Here is a 21,156-nt window from a genome sequence, read left to right as displayed (position 1 = left end):
CAACCGTTTTCGTCGCCCGCGGGCTGTACTCGACAATGACAGCGCCGGTTCGCGTCGCCGTCCCGCGGAAGGGGCGACCGCTGGAAGCCGTGCTCGACCGGGCCGCCGCGTTCGCCGACGCGACGGCGGTCGCCGACGACGTCGCCGCCACGCTACGGTACGAGAAAGCCGTCGCGAAGGGCGAGCAGACCGACGACCGCGGCGTCTACGAGCGGCTCGCCGCGTACAGCGACCCCGACGACCCGCGGGCACCCGACTACACGCTGCTCCGCGACGCCCGACCGGGGAAGCCGCGCCGCATCGTCTTCGACTCGCTGTCCGTGGACGTCGACGGGACGCCCGTGGAGCTAATCGGTCGCGAGGAGCCGTTCCGCGCGCTCCGCACCCACGAGTTCGCGCTCGGGTTCGACAGCGCCGACCTCGTGCTGGAGGAGGTCGTGGGGCTGCGCCCGGAGCCGCTGACCTCTATCGCGGACGTCAACGACCGTATCGACCCCGTGGACACGGACGTGCGGGTCGTCTCGGGGCTCGGAGACACGGTCTACCACACGCTGCTCGCGACGCCGGCAGCGACGGCAGCCGTGGACGCGCAGGACCTGGACCGCGACTTTCTCGCCGCCTACGAGGGCCCCGTCTGCATCAGCCCCCGATACGAGCGTCTCGTCGAGGCGGTCCTCGGCACCGACGTGACGGAGGGCCTGTCGTTCACGTACCCGGGCGACGACCACGACGAGGAGGAAGGCGCGATTGCCGACGCCGGCGTCGGCGTCTACCTCACGGTCACGGGGTCGACCGCCCGCGACCACGGCCTCTCGGTCGGCGAGCGGCTGTTCCCCAGCGAGACCGTCCTGATGGAGAACCAGCACGAGGCGGACGGCAGCGACGTGGCAGCGGTTCGCCGGGCGTTGACGGCGGACCCCGCGGAGACCGCGATTCCGCCGCAGTAGGCCGGACTCCGGTGTGACTGTTCTCGATACCACTCAGGTCTCCGCGAGCCCCGGTCACGTCGAGCAGTTCGTCGCCGCTAGCGCCACACGGTTCGTCGGCTCCGGTCCGTCCAGTCGCGTCGGCTGCTCGACGCTGTACACGGACGCGTTCGTCACGGACGCCGACCGGCCGTGCGGCGAGCGCGAGCAGAGGGACGCCGCGAACCCCTCGCGGACCGACTGGTCGTCGGCGTCAACGACGTTCATGACGTATTTCCGCCAGCGAGCCGACGGGTACGTCTTCGAGACGTCGGGCGGTTTGTCCCAGGTGAACTCGCCTCCGTGGAAGGCGTCGACGAGGTCGCCGTTCGGCGTCGCGGCGGGCGCTTTCACCCAGATGTCTACCGACAGCGGCTCCGGCGCGAACATGTTCCAGCGGGCCTCCGGCTCCTCGCCGTCCAGCGGTCCGGCGTCGGGGACCGGGACGAGGCCGACCGACGCGGCGCTGTACGCCAGCTGGGCGACGAGGAACGCGGCGAGCGCGACTGTCAGCGCCCTGCGCCCCCAGTCGAGCGCGTCTGGCGGGAGCGACGGAGTCGAAACCAGCGGCAGCCTCGCCCGGAGCGCCTCCTGGACGCGAGCGACCCGAGGACCCGCTACGACGGGGCGGTGCGGTCGGTCGGCGAGCGCGTCCCAGACGACACTCGGGATGAACGGCACGAGCGCGACCACCGCGACGAGCGGGAACACGCCGAGTTGCATCGTCGCGGCCATTCCGACGTGCATCGCCGCGTACGCGGCCGCGAGCAGCGCGCGCGGCCAGCCAGTCACGAGCAGGAGGAGCCCCGAGCCCACGAGCATCGCCAGCCAGACCGTGTCGAACGCGACGAGCAGCGCGGGGTAGTTCGCGAGCCAGTGCCCGACGCCGTGGACGAACATCTCCAGGCTGAACACGTACTGGATGGCGTCGCCCGAGAGCCAGGCGTCGCCGCGCAGCTTCAGAACCGCGTTCGTCGCGTAGATGACGACGACCTGGCAGAGCACGCCCGCCGTCGCCACCGACGTTACCCGCTTCTCTCGGGGGCCCTCGCGGAGTGCGTCGACGCTCCAGCGCTCGCCGAGGGGCAGGAACAGCCCCCAGAGGAACAGCATCTGGAGAACGAGGTCGCCGCCGTTCAGGACCAGAGGATTCCGGACGTGCAGCGAGACGACCAGCAGCCCCGTGACCAGCGTCGCTAGCGTCGTCCGGTAGCCGACGAGCAACGCCAGTGCGGCGACCGCCGTGGCCGCGAACAGCAGCGCCTGAAACCACAGCGCCCCCGAGAGCGCGTGCAGGGAGAGCGGTCCGAGAACCGGGTTCTGCGCGAACAGCACGTCTCTCGGAAGCACGCCGGTGTCCGTGTAGAACGCGCCGAGGTACCGCGACCGTAACAGGAGGTCGAGGAGCACGACGCCCGCAACCCCGACGCGGAACGCCGCGAGCGAGCGGGTGTCGGCTCCGAGCCGCGACGCGACTGCCGCCCGGACGTCCATACCTGCGACTGGCGTCCCGTCCCCGGATAAGCTTTCCGTGGCACCCGCGGCCATCGTGTCGTTCTTCCCCCGGCGGGCCGTGGCTCCAGTGATGAGTGACCCCCAGACCACCGGCGAACGGTCGACGTACACGTGGTCGGCCGGCCGGTACCCGTCGCTGGCACCGAACCTCCTACCCGCAATCGCGCGCCTCGTGAGTGCCTGCGGCGTCGACCCCGGGAACCGCGTGCTCGACGTCGGCTGCGGGACGGGGAACGCCGCGCTCACCGCCCGCCGCGCCGGCGCAGACGTGACCGGCGTCGACGTCACGCGTCCGATGCTGGAACTCGCCCGGGACAGCACCGAGCTCGCCGGCTACGACGACGTCAACTGGGTCGCCGGCGACGCCGAAGCGCTGCCGTTCCCGGACGACGCCTTCGACGTCGTGCTGTCGAGTTTCGGCCACGTCTTCTCACCGGCCGCCGTCGAGGCCGGCCGCGAGATGGTGCGGGTCGCACAGCCCGGCGGTCGCGTCGCGTTCACGTCGTGGTCCCCGGACGGCCTCGTCGGCGCGCTCACCGAAGTTCTCGACGACTACGTGACACACGAGGACCACGACCCCTGGGCGCACCTCCGCTGGGGCGAGACCGACTTCGTCCGCGACCGCCTCGGCGACGACTGCGAACTCTCGTTCGAGCGCCGCATCGCCCGGTTCCGGTACGTCTCCCCCGAGCACTTCTGGCGGGACTTCGCGGTCGAAGCCGGCCCGCTTTCGCCCGCGCTCCGGGCGCTCGACGACGAGGCTAGTCGAGCGGCGCTCCGTCAGGACGCGCTCGCGACGCTCGACGAGTGGTTCGCGGACAACACCGTCCGCGTCGAGTACCTGCTCGTCCGCGGCGTCGTCGACGGCGAGAACTGACCGATACTCTCGCTCGCGCTCTCAGCGCCACTCGGGCTCCTGTCGCGCCGACGCGGAACTGTTCGCTGTCGACTCCGGGGCTGCAACACAGCACCCGTCCCTAGTAATTCTGTATCGCGATATGGAGTTTACGAGTACGCTGTGCGACGCTACGTCAACGAGTAGACGTGTTCCAGATACACTTCGCGCACCCGGTCGCCCCAGTTGTGGGTGTAGGTGTCGATGATGTCGTCGGCGACGTCCCCGCGGAGGTACTTCACGACACCGCGGTCCCCCGTGCGGTCCCGGAGGTGTGTCGTGAAGAAGTGCCGGAAGTAGTGCGGTGTGACGTTCTCGGCGGCGTCGCCGCCCTCGCGGTACCAGCCCCGGGGTTCGGCGTGCTCGCGGACGATTCCCCGAACCATCTCGGGCGTCAGGCGCTCGCCCCACGAGTCCCGGGTGCTGACGAACAGCGGCTCGGCGGCGGACGGTGAATCCGGGCGGATCGCCAGCCAGCGCAGGAGCTCGGTCTTCAGTTCGGCGTCCACGGGCACGAGCGTGCCGCGTTTGCGCTTGTTCGACGCGCTGCGCTGCTCGCCGTTGACCGTCTCGCCGCGGCTCATCGCCGGGTCGACGTACAGCGTATCGGGATGGCCGTCGAGCTGGCCGCGCGTCCCCAGGTCGTATGCATCCTCGACACCGCGGGCGTCCAGATTCAGGTCCCGCAGGTCGAGGTTACAGAGTTCGCCGACGCGTAGCCCGGTCTTCAGTAACCCAACGACGACTGCACGCTCCAGGGGATGCGAGATGTCCGCGACGAACGCCCGCATGTCCTCGACGGAGACCTCGCGGCGCGTCGGGTCGGTGTCGATGGCCTCATCCATCTCCTGAATCACCAGCGCCATCGGATTCCCGTCGACCGCGCCGACCTGTCCCATGTAGCTGTAGAACCGGTTCAGGTACGACGCGTACGTCGCGACGGTGCTCTCGGCGTACTCGCCGCGGAGTTCGTGGACCCACGCCAGGCAGTCTCGACGGTCCGCGTTCGCCGGGTCCGTGTCGAACTCCGCGAGGAACGCGTCGAAGCGCCGCAGCACGCGCTCGTAGGCCTCCCGGGTGCGCTCGGACTTCCCGTGGTATGCCATGTCCTCGACGAAGTACCCGACGAGATCGTCGATGTCCTCGCCGTCACCGTCGCGGGATGCCTCCGCTCGCTCGCTCATGTGTCTTTCTGGCGGACGTATCCCTCTCGACGCGGGTCGAACCGAATCGTTCCGTTCTCGGACAGCGTCTGGACAGCGTCGTCGAGACGGTCCTCGAAGTCACCCGAGAGCTCCGCGACTAGTTCGTCCCACGACACGACGCCCGCCGAATCGACCACATCGAGGACCCGGTCTTCGAGGCCATCACCCCCGGGGGTAGCGTCCCCAGAACCACCTTCCTCGGGGCCGGTCAGGAACCCCTTTCGTCCGGCCTGAACCATCGTCCGCAGGTACTCGCTCTGGGACATGTCCAGGTCGTCGGCGTGCTCCCGCCACACCGATTTTTGCTCCGGCGGCACGTACGTCTTCACGACTGCGCGGCCCTCGTCGCCCATGCTCCGGGCGACACACCCCACTCCCTTCAATGTTCCTCATAGAGAGATAAGTATATTTATCGCCTCTTGTAGGCCTCTAGATGGCGGTTAGTTAGTACTATTTGAAACGATATTACCATTTTACGGCCTGTCTGGAATCATCTAACTTTTCTTCTGTGGAACTCCAGAAGATGATATAATATGGCTGGATTGTTGCCTCGGAGCGACGAACGCGGTTTGAGCGCGATGTAGCGTGGCGGCAACTCAGTGAGCTACTCGGCCCTCGATTCGTTGGTCGCCTGCCGCCGGTTCTCTATACCGGGATCAACTTCGGTAACCCAATTCAGGACGCATCGGACGGCGCTGGTGACCTACGAACAGTCACGTCGACTGTCGCTGGAACCCAGAGGAATTGACGAGCCGGCATCAACGCTCCTGAACGCTGCTCGATAGTGGTTTCGCCACCGTTCTCTCGGGTATTCTTGCGCTCAGTCCACGCTCCCGAAGTAGTGTGGACATCCGCTGCTTCTGTTCGGAATTCCGAGCGCTCTGGTTGCGTCGTGTCACTGGTCGATAGATTGCTGTGCCAATCAACTACAGCTCCGGCACTCGGTGCACTGGGGAGCCGCGACCCGTGATACAGTCCACAGCGGTTTCTCGATCGCGCTTCGCCACTCGGGCCTCGATGTTGTGCCCCACAGCTAACGCCGAATACAGGAAGTGAGCGCGCTCCTGATAGTGCTACGTGGCAGGACGCGTCTCGCGCACACGCTCTGGGAAGTATCCTGGCGGTGCTGACGCCCAAATCCCGCTCCGCGAAACCGCTGTGAACGCTGGAATGGAGTGCCGAGCGGTTCGGGGTCCGCACGACCGCTACGCCTGCGTCTTCCCGTATCAACGACGTTTCGCTCGGAGAGCCGACGAAACCGATTCAAGTGGGCGTGATTCGACGAGGCAATCGCGTGACTGAGCCCAGGGAACTCTCCGCGCCGATACTGATTGTCGGACGGCATCGGGGGCCGCCGGGTCAAACCGGGGGAGATGCGGATTGAGGGAGGGAGACGCCCACAATCGAGTTACAGATTCCGAAGCATATTGTTCGGTCTTCCTCGGTGATTCCCGACCGCGCTCTCGCGTAATTTGTTGACTCCAGTCCGACCCGATATTGGTTGGGTACTCGGAGAACCGATGAGTAAATCGCATGTCGCTATATACAAATCTGGGGTTGGGGTCGTCCTCGAATTTGTCGCTCAGCTCGCAGAAAGAGGATGAACGGCGTCAGCGCGCCTGAGAGCTCGACGCCCGGGAAAGCAGGAAGACAGCGACCGCGCCGAGCAGGAGGTCCAGCGCGAGCAACACGACGACGCCGGGAATCACGCCGTCGAGGGTGCCGCCGAAGGTGGTGACGTCGAGGACGGTCATCACGTCCCGGTCGAGCATCAGCGAGCGTGCGGCGTCGACACCGTAGGTCACTGGGTTGTAGGTGGCGAACGTCTGCACCCAGCCCGGCAGCGAGTCCAGCGGGAGGAAGGCCGTCGAGAGGAAGAGCAGCGGGAACTGGAGGAGGTTCGCGGCGATGATGGTGGACTCCTGGTCGCGGGTGAGCACCGCCAGCGAGTTCGAGAGCGCGAGGAACCACAGCGAGAACAGCATGCCGACGGCGACGATGCCGACAGCGCCGGCCAGCCCCGTGGTGACGTCCGCGCCGAGGGCGACGCCGAGACCGAGGATGATGCTCACCTGGATTGCGATGCGGAACATCTCCGCCGCAGTCTTCCCGAGGAAGACCGCGGTCCGGTTCATCGGGGAGACCAGCACCTTCTCGAACATCCCGTTCTCGATGTCGTTGACGAGCCCGATACCGGACGTGATGGCGGCGGCGAGCGCGACCTGGATAGTGATTGCGGGAACGAGGTAGGTCTCGTAGCTGATGCCGGGGATGCCCCGGTTGACGGCCGCACCGGCGACGTTCCCGAACACCTCGGTGAACAGCACGAGGAAGATGATCGGCTGGGCCAGCGAGACGACGAGCACGAAGGGGTTGCGGACGGCCTTGAGGTTCCAGCGCTTGAAGTTCACCCAGGCGTCGCCGAGGAAGCTGTTCCGGGAGCGCGTGAGGTCCCGGTCCGGCTGGTCGGTGGGGATACTCACGCCGACCCCTCCGTTTCGCGGTCGAGTTCTTCGCCCGTGACGGCGAGGAAGACGTCGTCGAGCGTGGGCGCTCGAACGTTGAAGCCAGTGACGGTGAGCCCGGCGTCCCGCAGCGCGACCAGCAGGTCCGTGCCGTGTTGTCGCGCGACCGGGGACGTGACGGTGATGCCGTCGCCGCTGACATCGACCGTCGCGTCGGCGAACGCTTCGAAGTCGCGGGCGATTGCGGCGGCGCGCTCCCGGGCGTCGTCCTCGGCCAGTTCCACGTCGAGTATCTCGCCGCCGACCTCGCGTTTGAGGTCGGCCGGGCTCCCCCGCGTCTCGATAGCGCCGTCGAGGATGACCGCAAGTTGCTCGCAGAGCTGGTCGGCTTCTTCGAGGTACTGGGTGGTGAGGAAGATGGTCGTGCCCTCGTCGTTGATGCGGCGGAAGTACTCCCAGAGGCGGTTACGGGCCTTCGGGTCGAGCCCCGTTGTCGGTTCGTCGAGGAAGACGAGCGGCGGCTCGTGGACGAGCGCCGTCGCGGCGTCCAGGCGCTTTTTCATGCCGCCGGAGAACTCGCCGGCCTCCTTGTCGGCGACGTCGGCGAGGTCCACGAGGTCGAGGAGGTCGTCGATGCGGTCGGCGCGCTCGCCGCGCGGCACGCCGTACGCCTCGCAGGCGAAGGAGATGTTCTCGGCGGCCGTGAGCTCCTCGTCGACGCTCGTCTCCTGGGCCATGTACCCGATGGTCGACCGGACCGCCCGCGGGCGCTCGGCCACGTCGAAGCCGTTGATTCGGACCGTGCCGTCGGTCGGCGCGAGCAGCGTCGCGAGCACTTTGATGGTGGTCGTCTTGCCGGCACCGTTCGGGCCGAGGAAGCCGAAGAACTCGCCCTCGGGGACGCGCAAGTCGACGCCGCGGACGGCCTCCGTCCCGTCCGAGTACGTGAGCCGGAGTCCCTCTGCGTCGACGGCCGCTGGCCGGTCGCTCGCCCGCTCCCGGTCGGTGCGGGGCTCGACACCGGTGCCTCGTTGTCGTGTCATGTGAGGACACTTCACGCTCCCGACGGTTGTAGGTGTAGGTGGTACCTCACGGAGAGCGCGGGACCGATTGCGACCACAGCACTAGCTTTTTCGCCCACCGCGAGAGGAATACGGTATGCGAATCAAAACGACGCTGCAGAGCAACTTCGTCGCCGGACTGATTCTGGTCGCGCCGCTGCTCGTCACGCTGTTCGTGCTGCGGACGGTCGGGGGCTGGCTCGGGGGCGTTCTCCTGCCGGTCGTCCGGGGAACGAGTCTGGAGACGCTGACCGCGAACAACCTCGTGGCCGCCCAGGTGCTCGCGCTCGTGCTGTTCGCGCTGGCGGTCACCGCCATCGGGTTCGTTGCGCAGCGCAGCGCCGGCCGGAAGCTGTTCGGGCGGACGGGCCAGGTTGTCGACTTCCTGCCCGTGTTCCGCACCATCTACGGCACCATTCGGGGGATGGCGAGTTCGGTGACATCCCGGGATTCGGACTTCGAGTCCGTCGTCTACGTCGAGTACCCGCGCGACGACGTCTACCGGCTCGGCCTGCTGACCGGCGACAGCCCGGACGAGCTCGAAGCGATCGCGGGCGAACCCGCACAGAACGTCTTCATTCCGGGCAGCCCGAACCCCACGCAGGGCCTGCTGAACCTCGTGCCCGAGAGCCGCGTCCACGAGTCGGACATGAGCGTGCGTGCCGCCGTCCGGTTCCTGATGACGACCGGAATGGACAGCGGCCGGTCGCCAATCGAACTCGACGAAGAGGAGCTACACGCCCCACCCGCCGACGGGACGGCCGACGCGCCCGCTGACGCGGCCGAATCGACCGACTCCTCGGACTGACGGTCCGATCGCTGTTTCTCCTGTTCGTCACCGAGTTGCGGCGTCGAGTCTGTGGAGTTCCGCGCGAATCGCGGGGTACTTCGCGGCGACGAAGCCCGCGAAGATGCACGCGAACCCGGCGACGGCGGTGGCAGTAACCGTCTGCCCGAGGAGGACCCAGCCGCCGAGGGCGGCGAACACCGGGATGACGTACTCGATGAAACTGGACTCGATGGGGCCGAGTTCGTCCAGCAGCGTGAAGTACAGCAGGAAGCCGGCGGCACCCGCGACAGCGCCGAGGTACGCGAGCGCGGCGAGCGCGTTCGGTGTCCACGACGCAGCGGCGAAGCCGTTGCCCGGGACGGCGAGGCTGGCGGCGTGGAGGACGACAGCGCCGACGGCCATCATCCACGCCTGCGTCGCCGCGAGCGGGAGGTCGGGGTCGCTGGCGTGGGTGCCGACGGCCCCGATGGCGAACGCGAGGGCGGCGGCGAGCACGAGCACGACGCCGACGACGCTGTCCGCGAGGTTCGCTGGGTCGGGGTTGGCGATGACGACGACGCCGAGGAACCCGAGCGCGACGCCGACGGCGGTGCGCGCGGTGAACTCCTCGCCGGGCGACACCACCCGGGTCAGCGCGGGCGTGACGACGGGGACGAGGCCGAGGAGGACGGCGGCGACGCCGCCGGTGACGTACTGCTGGCCGGCGAACAGGAAGGCGTGGTGGGCGGCGATGGCGAAGGTTCCGCCGATGGCGACGTACGTGTAGTCCTCGCGGCCGCGGGGCCGCCAGTCGGCGTCCGTGGCGAGTACGTACGCGAACAGGAGGACTGCGGCCACGTCGAAGCGCACGGCCGCGAACAGCACGGGCGGGAGGTCGGCGAGGCCGGCGTCCGTGGCGGGGAACGCCGTCCCCCAGATGGCGGCGAGCAGGAGGAACAGACCGGGTGTTCGGTAGCGTCCCATTCGGTTCGTCGTGGACGGCGGACGGTAAAGGACCCGTCGAAGCGGGCGAGCCGTCAGGCGAGCGCCGCTCGAAGCTCGGCCGCCAGCGCGTCCATCGCGTCGTCCGCGACATCGACGGCGTCGGTGAGGCTGAGGAAGCCGTGAGCCATCGACGGGTAGTGGTGGTGTTCGACGGGCGTGCCGGCCGCCCCGAGCGCGTCGGCGTACGCCCGCCCCTCGTCCCGGAGCGGGTCGTGGCCGGCAGTGACGACCGTCGCGTCGGGGAGGTCGCCGTGGTCGCGGGCGCGGAGCACGCTCGCGTACGGGTTCGCGGCGTCCACGGGGCTCCGGCAGTAGTTCGCCCAGAACCACTCCACGTCGGCAGCCGTCAGCAGCGGGCCGTCGCCGTGCTCGTCGTAGGACGCCCGGTCGGTGTCCCAGTCGGTCATCGGGTACAGCAGGGTCTGGTGGGAGACACTGGGGCCGTCGGGCTCGCGGGCGCGGAGCGCGACGCTCGCGGCGAGGTTGCCGCCCGCGCTCGTCCCCGCGACGGCCAGCCGGCTCGGGTCGCCGCCGAACGAGCCGGCGGTCTCGCTGGCCCACTTCAGCGCCGCCCAGGCGTCGTCGTGGCCTGCCGGGAACGGGTGTTCGGGTGCCAGCCGGTAGTCCACCGAGACGACCACGGCACCCGAGCGCGCGGCGAGCTCGCGGCAGATGTCGCCCGCCGAGTCCAGTGTGCCGAGCGTCCAGCCGCCGCCGTGGTAGAACACCACGACGGGCGCGGGCTCCGGCGGGTCGTCGCGGTAGACTCGGACCGGAACCTCGCCGCGCGGCCCCGCGAACGTGAGGTCGCGGACGAACGCCACCTCCCGGGGGTCGTCGTCGGCGAACACGCGGTCCTCGACCCGGCGTGCGGACGCCACGGACAGGCGGTGCCACGCAGGTACGCCCGCCGACTCGATGTCGTCGACGACAGCCGCCAGTTCCGGGTCGAGGTCGGTCATCGGTGACCCTTGCACCCCGTCGCCCGTGAACGTTCTGGCGCGACAGTACGCTTAATGGCGCGAGCCGCCACGGACAACCATGGACGAGTTCGACGCGTCGCGGTCGGCGGCGCGGATGCGCGACGCGGAGTCGGCCCTGACCGGGCTTCAGGCGCGGTTCGACACGCCCGACGACGCGACGTACCTCGACGGGAACAGCCTCGGGCTCCACGGCGAGGACGCCGCGGAGACCCTGCAGCGCGCCGTCGACCAGTGGCGCGACCTCGGCATCGAGGCGTGGACGGAGGCCGACCCGCCGTGGTTCGACTACGGCGAACTGCTCGGCGACCGGCTCGCCGGCATCCTCGGCGCGAAGCCCGGCGAGTGCGTCGCCGCGAACTCCACGACGGTGAACATCCACACGCTCGTCGGCGGCTTCCTCGACGCGGCCGACGGCACCGACGTGGTGGTGAACGAACTGGACTTCCCGACCGACCACTACGCCATCTGCGCACAGCTCGAAGCGCGGGGGCTCGACCCAGACGACCACCTCGTCGTCGCGGAGAGCGAGGACGGCCGCACCATCACGTCCGACGCCGTCGCGGACGCGGTCAGCGAGGACACCGCTGTCGTGTTCATGCCGTCCGTCCTCTACCGGAGCGGCCAGCTCCTCGACGTCGACGCCATCACGGACATCGCCCACGAGCACGGCGCGTACGCGGGCTTCGACCTCGCGCACTCCGTCGGCGTCGTCGACCACGACCTCCACCGCGCGGGCGTCGACTTCGCCGTCTGGTGCAGCTACAAGTACCTGAACGCGGGTCCGGGCGCGGTCGCGGGCCTGTTCGTCCACGAGGACAACTGGGACGTCGACCCCCACCTCGCGGGCTGGTGGGGCAACGACGACGCCACCCAGTTCCAGATGGAACAGCACTTCCGGCCCGCCGAGGGTGCCGCCGGCTGGCAGATCGGCACCGTGAACGTGTTCTCGGCCGCGCCGCTGTTCGGCGCGCTCGACGTCGTCGAGGCCGCGGGCATCGACGAACTCCGCGACCACTCTGTCTCCCTCACCTGGTATCTCATCGGGCTCGTGGACGAACGCCTCCCCGAGTGCGCCGTCGGGACGCCCCGGGAGGCAGACCGCCGAGGCGGCCACGTCGCCATCGAACATCCGGACGCGGGCGCGCTGAGCCGCGCGCTCCGCGACCGCGGCGTCGTCGTCGACTACCGGCCGCCGAACGTCGTCCGGCTAGCCCCGTCCCCGTACTACGTCAGCCACGAGGACGTCTGGAGCGCGGTCGACGAACTCCGCGAGATACTCGACAGCGACGCGCACGAGGACTACCGAGAGACAGAACAGACGGTGACCTGACGGCCCGAACCGACCGCCGCCGCCGGGTCAGTCGGTGACGACCGTCGAGTCCTCGGGCGTGAACTCGAAGCGCGCGCCCCCGGACTCGCTCTCGGTGAGCGTCACGTCCAGACCGTGGGCCTCGGCGATGTCCTCCACGATAGCGAGCCCGAAGCCCGTCCCGTCGACGCTGAACGTCTCCCCCGACTCGAAGACGACGTCTCGGCGCTCCTCCGGGATGCCGACGCCGTCGTCTTCGACGTAGAACCCCGCGTCGTCCTCGCCGCCCAGCCCGCCGACGGTCACCGTCAGCGGGCCCCCGCCGTCCGCTCGCTCTCCCGTCACGCACTCCGTGCCGTGCTCCACGGCGTTCCCGAAGAGATTCTCCAGCAGCGACCCGATGCGCGTCGGGTCCGCGGACAGCGTCGGCGGGTCCTCCAGTTCCAGAGACGCGCCCTCGGTGTTGACGTTCCGCCACGCCGACTCGGCGGCCGCCGCCAGCGGGACCGCCTCCGTCTCCTCCAGGCTGCGGCCCTGGCGCGCGAGCGTCAACACGTCGTCGACGATGTCGGCCATGCGCTCCAGCGCCTCGTCGACGCGCTCGAAGTGCTCGTCGGACTTCGTCTCCTCCGCGAGTTCGACGTACCCCCGGGCGACGTTCAGGGGGTTGCGGAGGTCGTGGCTGACGATGCTCGCGAACTCCTCCAGGCGGTCGTTCTGGCGTTCGAGTTCCCGCTCGCGCTCCTTGCGGTCGGTGATTTCCGTGTACATCGCGTACCCCTGAACGGTCGGCTCTTCGAGCTTGAACGGCACCACGTCGAGCAGGAAATCCCGCGGGCCGTCGGCCGTCTCCCGCCGGACCTCGACGTTGATGTTCTTGCCGGCCTGCAGCTTCCGGTTGTACAGCTCCGCCTCGCCCCTGCGGCTCGGCGGAACGATGTAGTCGTCGATGTTTTCCCCGACGAGCTCCGACTCGTCGTAGCCGAAGACGGTCTCGAACGCCGAGTTCACCGACTGCAGGATGGGCTCGTTGTCCTCGACGGTGAACCCCGCGGTCGGGCTCGGGACGTTCTCGAACAGCGCCGCGAGCCGGTTGCGCTCGTCGCGGAGCGTGGTCTCCTGCTCCCGCAGCCGTTGCTCGTGTTCCGCCCGGTCGAGCGCCGCCTCGCCGTTGGCGGCGAGTATGCCGGCGAGGTCGCGGTCCTCGCGCGTGAGCACGCCCCGCTCCTCGGCACCGACCAGTAGCACGCCGTGGTCGCCCAGCGGGAACAGGAACTCCTCCTCGATGACCGAGTCGGCGTTGTGCCTCTTCGGGTGGTCGGCGACGTCCCGTACCCACTCCGGTTCGCCGGAGTCGTAGACCTCCCACGCGATGCTCTCGCCGGCTCGCAGCACCGGGGGGCCGTTCGTGGAGACGGGGCTGGAGACCGACTCCGGATGGAGGTCGCCGTCCGCCTCGAAGAACACGCCGACGTACGGCAGGTCGACGAGTCCCTCGGCGGCCTCCACCATTACGGACGCGATCTCCGAGCGGTCCTCGCTGACGAACATCCGGCGCGTGGCGTCGTGAAGACTGGTGAGCACGCGCTCGCGCTGGGTCTGCTCAGTGACGTCCCGCAGCTCCGCGAACGCGTCCGCGTCCCCTGCGTCCGGCATCGGCTTCACGGTGACGTCGAGGACGCGCATCGAGACCGGCTCGTCGAGTTCCGTCTCGACGGTGTGGGCACCGTCCTCGGGCACCAGTTCGCTGGCGTCGGCGGCGAGCAGCGACCCGAGTTCGTGCTCCCGGAGGTCGGCCTCGCTCGCGTCGAACAGCTCCTCTGCGGCCTCGTTCGCGTACTCGATGGTGCCCGGTTGGCCCCACGTGGTCGAGTAGAGGACGACCGGGTGGTCGGCGTCCTCGAACAGCGACCGGAAGCGGCGCTCGCTGGCCTTCAGGCGCTGCTTGGAGCGGATTCGCTCGACCGCTCGGCGGGCGTGTTCGGCGAGTTGCTCGACCACTGCGATGTCCTCGTCGTCGAAGCCGCCGGGTTCGTCGCGGCTGGCCTGGAAGACGCCCGCGTTCCCCATGGGAACGCTCACGACCGACCGCGGGGCGTCACTCGGTACGTCCTCGACCCGGGGGTCCGCTCGCATGTCCGAGACGTGGACGGTCTCGCCGGTCTGGAAGGCGTGGCCGGCGAGGCCTTCGTCGGCCCCGATACCCGAACTGTCCGGGGGTTCGCCGCTCCACGAGCGCACGGAGAGCAGACCGCTGTCCTTCGCTTCCACCACGGTCGACGAGAAGCCGAACGCGCGTTCGGCCGCGCTCGCGAGCTCTTCGAAGACGGTGTCTGTGTCCTCCGCAGTCGCGACTGCCGTGGCGTACTCCAGAAGGTCGCCTCGGCCGCCGGTCGAGTCAGCCGTCATCGGTATCGTCGGTCGACGTCGAGAGTCGCCTGAACAGTACCTCGTAGTCGGCACCGTCGAAATCCGAGACGACGGTGTCCAGTTCGCTCTGGAGGTCGTCGAGTTCGGCTTCGAGCGCTGCGAACTCCTCGGACTCCGTGACGCTAGGGTCCTCGGATTCGGACAGCAGGGCGTGTTTCCGGGCCGTCGAGAAGAAGTCTGTGACCGTCGCGTCGTACGTGGACCGGCGGACGAGCCGTTCGACGGTCGCCAGCAGGGTCTCCCGGTCGACGGGCTTCCGGAGGTAGTCGTCGAACCCGAGGTCGATGATGTCGAGTTCGGGTTCGACTGCCGTCACCATCGCGACCCGGCAGTCGATGCCGCGGTCGCGGACGTCTGCGAGGACCTCGTCGCCGGAGACGTCCGGCATCTGGCGGTCGAGGAGGACGATGTCGACACCGTCTTCGAGGGCGTCGAGTGCCTCCGAACCGTTGTAGGCGGTCCGGACGTTGTAGTCGTCCTCCAGCCATATCGCGTAGAGGTCGGCGAGGCCGCGCTCGTCGTCGACGACGAGCACGGTGTACTCGTGCTCGTCGGTCGTAGCGTCCGTGTCGTCCTCACTCATTTTTGTAACCGACGGGGTGTCTCATGCGATGATTGGCGTGTACCTATTTATGGTTTGCCACGGCCGATATTTTGGCAAGCCTAAAATAGGCGGCGCGGGTAGCCGACCCCAATGTCCGACGGCCCGTACACGCTCGACGACGTCACCGTCGCGATGGGGACGTACAACGAGGAAGCAGCCATCGAGACGGTCCTCACTGACATTGACGACGCCACGGACGGCCGCGCCAGCGTCGTCTGCGTCGACGGCTCCAGCGACCGCACGCCGGAGGTCGCTCGCGAGCACGGCGCGACCGTCATCGAGCAGGAACCACAGGGGTACGGCGTCGCCGTCGCGACCGCGCTCCGCGTCGCCGACACGCCCGTGGTCGTCACCACGGACTGCGACGACACCTACCCGATGGAGCGCATCCCTGACTTCCTCGACCGCATCAACGAGGGCTACGACGTCGTCAGCGGCGACCGCCTCTACTGGGGCGCTGACGCAATGCCCGCGTTCAACCGCCTCGGGAACGCCGCTTTCGCCGCCATCACCTCCCTGCTCGTCGGCGAGCGCGTCCACGACACTACCACCGGAATGCGCGCCTACCGGCGCGACGTCGTCGAGAACATCCGCTGGACGCAGAACACGGGGCTGTCGGCCGAACTGCTCGTCCGACCGCTCTGCCGCGACTACGACGTCGTCGAAGAACCGATCGAGTACGCCGAGCGCCTCGGCGAGACGAAACTCGACCCGCTGGAGGGCGGCGCAGAGATTCTCGGCTCCATCCTCAAAGTCTGTCTCGAAGAACGGCTGTTTTAGGCCCCTGAAGCGGTCGAAAACGCCGATAACTATAAGTCCTTACCGGTTGTACATTATAGTATGGTAAAGAACGTCAACCACCCGACCACCCGCACGCCAGCCCCCACCGTCCGCTCCTACGTCGCGCGCTCGTTCACCGCGCGCGTCCGGTCGTGGACGCCGCTCGTCTTGCGAGCCCTGCTGGGCCTCCTCCTCTGGACGGCCGCCTGGTACGCAATCCACGAGGCAACGGCCACCGCGCAGGTCGCCGCGCTCGCCGCCATCGGGTTCTGGTTCGGATGGCTGTTCGTCTTTGCCCTGTTCGCCTTCCTCGCGTTCGTGCTAGTGACCGGCGTCGTCAAAGACGTCCGGGACCCCATCCTCGCGTAGGCCGCTCGACTCCTTCTCAGACACAGTTTGCAGTCACGTCCCGTCGACCGTCGCGTTCAACCACGTACCCTCCGGGCCGACGCCGTCGACGTACGCCGACGCGCCCCCGCAGTTCCGGAGGTCGGTGCAGAGTTCCAGTTGCGGCGACAGCGCCCGATAGCCATCGGTCGACGCCGCGACGGGGACGTCGAGGCGGTACTGGAAGCCCGCGCCGTAACCGCCGTCGACGAGCACAGTCACCGTTACGTCGCCCGCCAGCGGCACGGAGGCGTTCCCGCTGGGTGTGACCGCGCCGGCTGCGCGAACCCGGCCGTCGGCGACGACCACGGAGAGCGAGCCGGCCTCCCGGCTGGCCGCGTCGTCGAGCGTGTAGAACGCGCGGCCGTCACCTGACTCGACGGTGATACTAGCACCCGCCGTCCACGACGGGAGACCGAAGCTCGCGTCGACGGTCACCGTCTCTCCAGACGCGGCCGCCACCTCGCGGAGTACCGGGTCGACCGGGTCGCCGGTGCCGGGCGTCCACGTCCCCCGGTAGCTGTACCGGTAGAGCGCGCGGTCGGGGTACGCCGCGGCCGCGTCGAGGGCGTGGTCGTCGAGCGCGTACAGCGTCTCGCCGTCGAACCCGGGGTCGTTTCGGAGCGCCTGGAACGGGTGGTTCAGCCAGTCGCCGTACGGGTCCGGCAGGAGGACGACCGCGTTCTGCGGGGGTTCGGGCTCGAACGGCTCGTAGGCGGTCTCGTAGTCGGCGGTCACGTCCGCGTTCGCCTGCAGTTTCGAGCCCGTCGCCGTCGCGGCGCTCGCCCCGAGAACGGCGCTCGCGACAAGCAGGGCAGCGACCAGAACCGCCGTCGCCCGCCGGCCGTCGAGGCGCGAGCGCGCAGTGCGTCGAACGCGGTCGACGACCGCGAGCAGCCCGACTGCGGCGAACGCGCTCGCGGGCACCAGGAGGTCGTAGTGGTAGTACGGCCCGAGCGCGCTGACGAGCCCGTCCGAGTGGTCCGCCAGCCCCCCGAGCACGTTCCGGTTCCCCCAGAACGCGAGGTTGCCGACGACGACGCTCCCGACGACGCCGGCGAGGACGCGCTGCTGCCACGTCCACCCCCGCCGCCGGCTGACGAACAGGCCGGCCGCGGCGAGCAGGCTCCCGGCGACACCGAATGGAGCCCAGTCCAGCAGGAAGGTGCCGACGACCTCGGCGTTCGACCGCAGCGCCAGCCAGACGGTGTAGTCCTGCTCGTACCCGAGAATCTCTCGGTGGCCGAACCCGAGACCGTCCAGCGGCGCGAACGCCTGGTAGGGGAACACCGTCGGGTCGCCGGTGACGACAGCGTTGTAGCCGAGCGTGCCCGCCACGCCCGCCAGCCCGAGGCCGGCCGTCGCGGCGCGACGGACGACCAGTGTATCGACCGTGCGCTCGCGGAGTGTCTCGCGGAGCGGTGTTTGCAGTGTCCAGACGGCGTGGCCGATGAACGGCACCGCGAACAGGACCGCGGTGTACGGTCGCGCGAAGAACGCGAGTCCGACGGCGAGGCCCGCGAGCGCGTCCAGACGCGCGCTCCCGGTTCGCTCGGCGCGGAAGTACGCGAGCGCGAACGCGAGGTTCAGCATCGTCGTCGGCGCGTACGGGAGGAAGACCCCGGACTGCACGACGAACAGCGGCGACGCCAGCGTCGCGACGGCGGCGACCGCGGCGGTCCGGCGGTCCCAGGCCTCGCGGACGACGCCGTAGAGCAGCGCGACGGTCGCGCCCGCCACCGCGGGGAGCGCGTACCGGAAGCTGCCGGCGAGTTCCCCGAGGGCGTAGACGGCGGCCGTCGGCGGCGCGTACTTCGGGTAGAGGCCGCGGGCGGACTCCACGAAGAACCACGGCCGGAACGCGTCCTCGACCGGCGGCTGGAGGAACAGTCGGCCGTCGAGGAGCATCGCCGCCTGCTGGAGGTAGACGGCCTCGTCGTGGTTCAGGGAGTGGTAGGGGAAGACGAGGACGGAGACGGCGTACGCGGCGACCGCCGCAGCCGCCGCGAGCGCGACTGGCGCGAGGGGGCTCGCAGCGAGGCGGCGGAGCCGGACCATCACTCGGTCGGGTACCAAGCCAGCGAGTGGTCACTGACGAGGTCGACTGTCACGGGCTCGCCGACGTCCATGTCCTCGGCGTGGTTGTGGAGACACCGCACCACGTCGCCGTTGTCGAGTTCGACGTGGTAGATGAACGACGGGCCGGTGTACTGTCGCTTGACGATGGTGCCGTTGCCGGTGTCCCCGGTCGCCGGGACCGCCCGGAGGTCGTCGGGGCGCACGAGCACGTCCACCATCGCGCCGGTGTAGCCGTCCGTCAGCCCCTTCAGGAGCCCGCGGTCGTAGGAGCCGACGGCGGTGTCGACGGTGTCCTCGTTGACCATCCCGGAGAGAAACGCCGCCTGCCCGAGGAAGGAGGCGACGAACCGGGATTCGGGGTGTTCGAAGACGCCCTCGGGGTCGCCCACCTGTTCGATGTGGCCGTCGTTCAGCACGGCGACGCGGTCGGAGATGGACAGCGCCTCCTCTTGGTCGTGCGTGACGGAGACGGCGGTGACGCCGGCTGCCTTCAGGATGCGGCGGACCTCCTCGCGCATCTCGACGCGCAGCCGCACGTCCAGATTCGAGAACGGCTCGTCGAGCAACAGGATGTCGGGCTCCGGCGCGAGGCTGCGGGCGAGCGCGACGCGCTGCTGCTGGCCGCCGGAGAGCTGGTCGACCGCGCGGTCGCCCATGTCTGGCATGTCGACGAGGTCGAGCATCTCGTCGACGCGGTCGTCGGCCGCGTCGCCGTCGCGGTCGGTGAGCCCGAACGCGACGTTCTCCCGGACGCTGAGGTGTGGGAACAGCGCGAAGTCTTGGAAGACGATGCCGACGCCGCGGTCCTCCGCGGCGACGAACGTGTCGGGACCGGCGACGGCGTCGCCGGCGAGTTCGATGGCCCCCTCGGTTGGGCGTTCGAGGCCCGCGAGCATGCGGAGCGTCGTCGTCTTCCCGCACCCCGAGGGCCCCAGCAGTGTGAGGAGTTCGCCGTCGCGCACGGCCAGCGAGAGGTCGCTGACGGCGGTTTCGGCTCCGTACGCCTTCGTCACGCCGTCCAGTTCGAGGATCACGTCGTCCCCGGTGGTGGCGTCGTCTGGCTCCGACCGGCGTCTCGTCGTCTGGAGTTGGTCAGCCATTGTATCGTTCCTGCGCGAGGATGACGACCATCGAGAGCGCCGAGACCCCCACGAGCACGAGCGCGGGGATGGCGGCGGCACCGTACGAGCCGGCTCCTCGGACCAGCCAGATGTACGACACCAGGGTTTCAAAGCCTAACGGACTCAGCATCAGCGTCGCCGGCAGTTCCTTCATCGTCGTCAGGAAGACGAGCGCAGCGCCCGCGGCGACGCCGGGCGCGATGAGCGGCAGCGTCACCTCCCGGAACGCGCCAGTCGAGGAGCGACCGAGCGTGCGCGCGGCTTCCGTGAGCTTCGGGTCGACCTGGAGGACAGACGAGCGCACGGAGCCGACCGCCTGCGGGAGGAACCGAACGACGTACGCGAACACGAGCAGCGGGACCGTCTTGTACAGGGACTGCACGAACTCCGTGGAGAGGTATAGCAGCGCGAGCGCGATGACGACCCCGGGGACGGCGTAGCCGACGTACGTGAGGCGGTCGGTGACCTCCGAGAATCGAGACGACGAGCGCGCGGCGTACCCCGCCACGGGAAGCGCGAGCACGGTGGCAGCGCCCGCGGCGGCGACCGACACCTTCAGCGAGTTCCAGGCGGCGGTCGGGTCGAACTCGAAGACAGCGCTGCCGGCGCGCTGGAACCACCACGCGAGCACGCCGAGCGGCACGCCGAGCGCGAGCACCGCGATACCGCCACAGAACGCGAGCGCCGGCCACTTCCAGACGCCGAGTTCGATGCGGCCGGGCTGCCGGGACCCCCGGGAGACGTAGGAGGTGTCACCGGCACCGATGCGTGACTCCAGGGCGAGCACCACGGTGACGACGACGAGCAACTGCATGGAGAGCAACGCGGGGTACCCCTCGGGAACGCCGAGGCTGCGCTGGGCGACGTAAATCTGCTGCGTGAACACCTCGTAGCGCATGATAGACGGCGTCCCGAAGTCCGAGAGCGCGTAGAGCGCGGCGAGCAGCCCGCCGGCCGCGACCCCGGGCAGAATCTGGGGAATGGTGACGCGCTTGAACGCCGCCCAGCGCGAGTGGTTGAGGGTGCGTGCGGCTTCCACGAGCGTGCCGTCGAACGAGAGGAGGGCGGCCCGCGTCGTGAGGAAGACGTAGGGGTACGTGAACAGAATCAGGACGAGCGCGGTGCCCTGCAGGCCGTAGATTGTGGGGATGCGTTCGATGCCGACGACGGCGAGCGCGTCCGCGAGGTCGCCGCGGGGGCCGAACGCGGAGACGAACGTGAACGCACCGATGTAGCTCGGGACGACCAGCGGCAGCGCGGCGACGACAGTCCAGAACCGGCGGCCGGGGAGGTCGGTCTGGACCGTGAGGACGGCCAGCGGCACGCCGACGAGCACGCAGCCCAGCGTCACCAGCACGACCAGCGAGAGGCTGTTCAGGAGTACGTCGAGGCTCCCGGTCTCCGTGAGCAGACCGACGAGGTGGCCGAAGCCGTAGTTCGACGCGCGGACGAGCAGCGCGACCAGCGGGAGGGAGACGAACGCCGCGACGGCCCCGGCGAGCACGGCGAGCGAGAGCCCCGGCTCGTCGTCGCCGCCGACGACCGCGGACCGGAGGCGGGCGAGCCGCTCGCTCGCAGCCATG

18 protein-coding genes are annotated in these 21,156 nt (G+C 69.2%); 6 read left to right on the top strand and 12 right to left on the bottom strand.

All coding sequences use genetic code 11. The annotated features are described in order from the left end of the window. The first annotated feature begins 35 nt into the window (after nt 1-35). Nucleotides 36-947: a phosphoribosyltransferase HisG-related protein gene (locus tag BMW35_RS02555; protein ID WP_089667779.1), complete on the top strand. Its 912-nt coding sequence runs from the start codon at nt 36-38 to the stop codon at nt 945-947. A gap of 54 nt (nt 948-1,001) precedes the next feature. On the opposite strand, the gene BMW35_RS02550 is transcribed toward BMW35_RS02555, so the two are convergent. Continuing rightward, entirely contained in the window at nt 1,002-2,459 is a 1,458-nt protein-coding gene (locus BMW35_RS02550; RefSeq protein ID WP_089667777.1) for an HTTM domain-containing protein, read from the bottom strand. 91 nt (nt 2,460-2,550) lie between these two features. On the opposite strand from BMW35_RS02550, the gene BMW35_RS02545 reads away from it, so the two are divergent. Beyond that, nucleotides 2,551-3,357, top strand: a complete 807-nt coding sequence (locus tag BMW35_RS02545; RefSeq protein WP_089667776.1) for a class I SAM-dependent methyltransferase — start codon at nt 2,551-2,553, stop codon at nt 3,355-3,357. A 149-nt stretch (nt 3,358-3,506) separates the two neighbouring features. On the opposite strand, the gene BMW35_RS02540 is transcribed toward BMW35_RS02545, so the two are convergent. The 4 genes from BMW35_RS02540 to BMW35_RS02525 all read right to left on the bottom strand — a co-directional run bounded on the left by BMW35_RS02540 (nt 3,507) and on the right by BMW35_RS02525 (nt 8,088). Next, the gene (locus tag BMW35_RS02540) at nt 3,507-4,559 is read right to left on the bottom strand and encodes a tyrosine-type recombinase/integrase (protein WP_089667774.1); all 1,053 of its coding nucleotides are present in this window, start codon (nt 4,557-4,559) and stop codon (nt 3,507-3,509) included. Beyond that, on the bottom strand, nt 4,556-4,933 hold the full coding sequence (locus BMW35_RS02535; RefSeq protein ID WP_089670324.1) for a DUF5805 domain-containing protein: 378 nt from the start codon (nt 4,931-4,933) through the stop codon (nt 4,556-4,558). Before BMW35_RS02535 ends, BMW35_RS02540 begins: the two co-directional genes overlap by 4 nt. A 1,257-nt stretch (nt 4,934-6,190) precedes the next feature. Continuing rightward, nucleotides 6,191-7,063 carry an ABC transporter permease gene (locus tag BMW35_RS02530; protein WP_089667772.1) on the bottom strand — a complete coding sequence of 291 codons (873 nt, stop codon included), beginning with the start codon at nt 7,061-7,063 and terminating at the stop codon, nt 6,191-6,193. Next, nucleotides 7,060-8,088 carry an ABC transporter ATP-binding protein gene (locus tag BMW35_RS02525; protein ID WP_089667769.1) on the bottom strand — a complete coding sequence of 343 codons (1,029 nt, stop codon included), beginning with the start codon at nt 8,086-8,088 and terminating at the stop codon, nt 7,060-7,062. Before BMW35_RS02525 ends, BMW35_RS02530 begins: the two co-directional genes overlap by 4 nt. 115 nt (nt 8,089-8,203) lie before the next feature. Between BMW35_RS02525 and BMW35_RS02520 the strand changes: the two genes are divergently transcribed. Further along, entirely contained in the window at nt 8,204-8,914 is a 711-nt protein-coding gene (locus tag BMW35_RS02520; RefSeq protein ID WP_089667766.1) for a DUF502 domain-containing protein, read from the top strand. Between the two features lie 27 nt (nt 8,915-8,941). Here the strand turns inward: BMW35_RS02520 and BMW35_RS02515 are convergent, their stop codons facing one another. Continuing rightward, nucleotides 8,942-9,859: a DMT family transporter gene (locus BMW35_RS02515; protein ID WP_089667763.1), complete on the bottom strand. Its 918-nt coding sequence runs from the start codon at nt 9,857-9,859 to the stop codon at nt 8,942-8,944. 53 nt (nt 9,860-9,912) lie between these two features. Further along, nucleotides 9,913-10,842 carry an alpha/beta hydrolase gene (locus BMW35_RS02510; RefSeq protein ID WP_089667761.1) on the bottom strand — a complete coding sequence of 310 codons (930 nt, stop codon included), beginning with the start codon at nt 10,840-10,842 and terminating at the stop codon, nt 9,913-9,915. Nucleotides 10,843-10,921: 79 nt separating this feature from the next. Here BMW35_RS02510 and kynU point away from each other — a divergent pair, with 79 nt between their 5' ends. Next, nucleotides 10,922-12,193: a kynureninase gene (kynU, locus tag BMW35_RS02505; RefSeq protein ID WP_089667759.1), complete on the top strand. Its 1,272-nt coding sequence runs from the start codon at nt 10,922-10,924 to the stop codon at nt 12,191-12,193. Nucleotides 12,194-12,220: 27 nt separating this feature from the next. Here the strand turns inward: kynU and BMW35_RS02500 are convergent, their stop codons facing one another. Together BMW35_RS02500 and BMW35_RS02495 are read right to left on the bottom strand one after the other, a co-directional pair. Continuing rightward, on the bottom strand, nt 12,221-14,581 hold the full coding sequence (locus BMW35_RS02500; protein WP_089667756.1) for a GAF domain-containing protein: 2,361 nt from the start codon (nt 14,579-14,581) through the stop codon (nt 12,221-12,223). Then, complete coding sequence (locus BMW35_RS02495; protein WP_089667754.1) at nt 14,571-15,185, bottom strand: response regulator transcription factor; 615 nt, start codon at nt 15,183-15,185, stop codon at nt 14,571-14,573. The genes BMW35_RS02500 and BMW35_RS02495 overlap by 11 nt, the downstream gene beginning before the upstream one ends. A 111-nt stretch (nt 15,186-15,296) precedes the next feature. Here BMW35_RS02495 and BMW35_RS02490 point away from each other — a divergent pair, with 111 nt between their 5' ends. Both BMW35_RS02490 and BMW35_RS02485 read left to right on the top strand, forming a co-directional pair. Then, nucleotides 15,297-15,986 (top strand): dolichyl-phosphate hexose transferase, encoded by a 690-nt coding sequence (locus BMW35_RS02490; RefSeq protein ID WP_089667752.1) that lies wholly within the window; start codon nt 15,297-15,299, stop codon nt 15,984-15,986. Nucleotides 15,987-16,046: 60 nt separating this feature from the next. Then, nucleotides 16,047-16,355, top strand: a complete 309-nt coding sequence (locus tag BMW35_RS02485) for a hypothetical protein (protein WP_089667751.1) — start codon at nt 16,047-16,049, stop codon at nt 16,353-16,355. Nucleotides 16,356-16,388: 33 nt separating this feature from the next. Here BMW35_RS02485 and BMW35_RS02480 read toward each other — a convergent pair whose 3' ends face one another. Genes BMW35_RS02480 through BMW35_RS02470 form a run of 3 tightly spaced genes read right to left on the bottom strand, consistent with a single transcriptional unit; the run spans nt 16,389 to nt 21,155 of the window. Next, nucleotides 16,389-18,431: an ArnT family glycosyltransferase gene (locus BMW35_RS02480; protein ID WP_089667748.1), complete on the bottom strand. Its 2,043-nt coding sequence runs from the start codon at nt 18,429-18,431 to the stop codon at nt 16,389-16,391. Beyond that, entirely contained in the window at nt 18,431-19,552 is a 1,122-nt protein-coding gene (locus BMW35_RS02475) for an ABC transporter ATP-binding protein (protein WP_089667747.1), read from the bottom strand. The genes BMW35_RS02480 and BMW35_RS02475 overlap by 1 nt, the downstream gene beginning before the upstream one ends. Continuing rightward, complete coding sequence (locus tag BMW35_RS02470; RefSeq protein WP_089667745.1) at nt 19,545-21,155, bottom strand: ABC transporter permease; 1,611 nt, start codon at nt 21,153-21,155, stop codon at nt 19,545-19,547. Before BMW35_RS02470 ends, BMW35_RS02475 begins: the two co-directional genes overlap by 8 nt. Between the last annotated feature and the right edge of the window lies 1 nt (nt 21,156).

Origin of the sequence: Halobacterium jilantaiense, assembly GCF_900110535.1 — an archaeon.
In the GTDB taxonomy this organism is placed as follows: Archaea; Halobacteriota; Halobacteria; order Halobacteriales; family Halobacteriaceae; genus Halobacterium; species Halobacterium jilantaiense.
The sequence above is the reverse complement of the archived record's forward strand: the minus strand, read 5'-3'. Positions and strand labels throughout refer to the sequence as shown.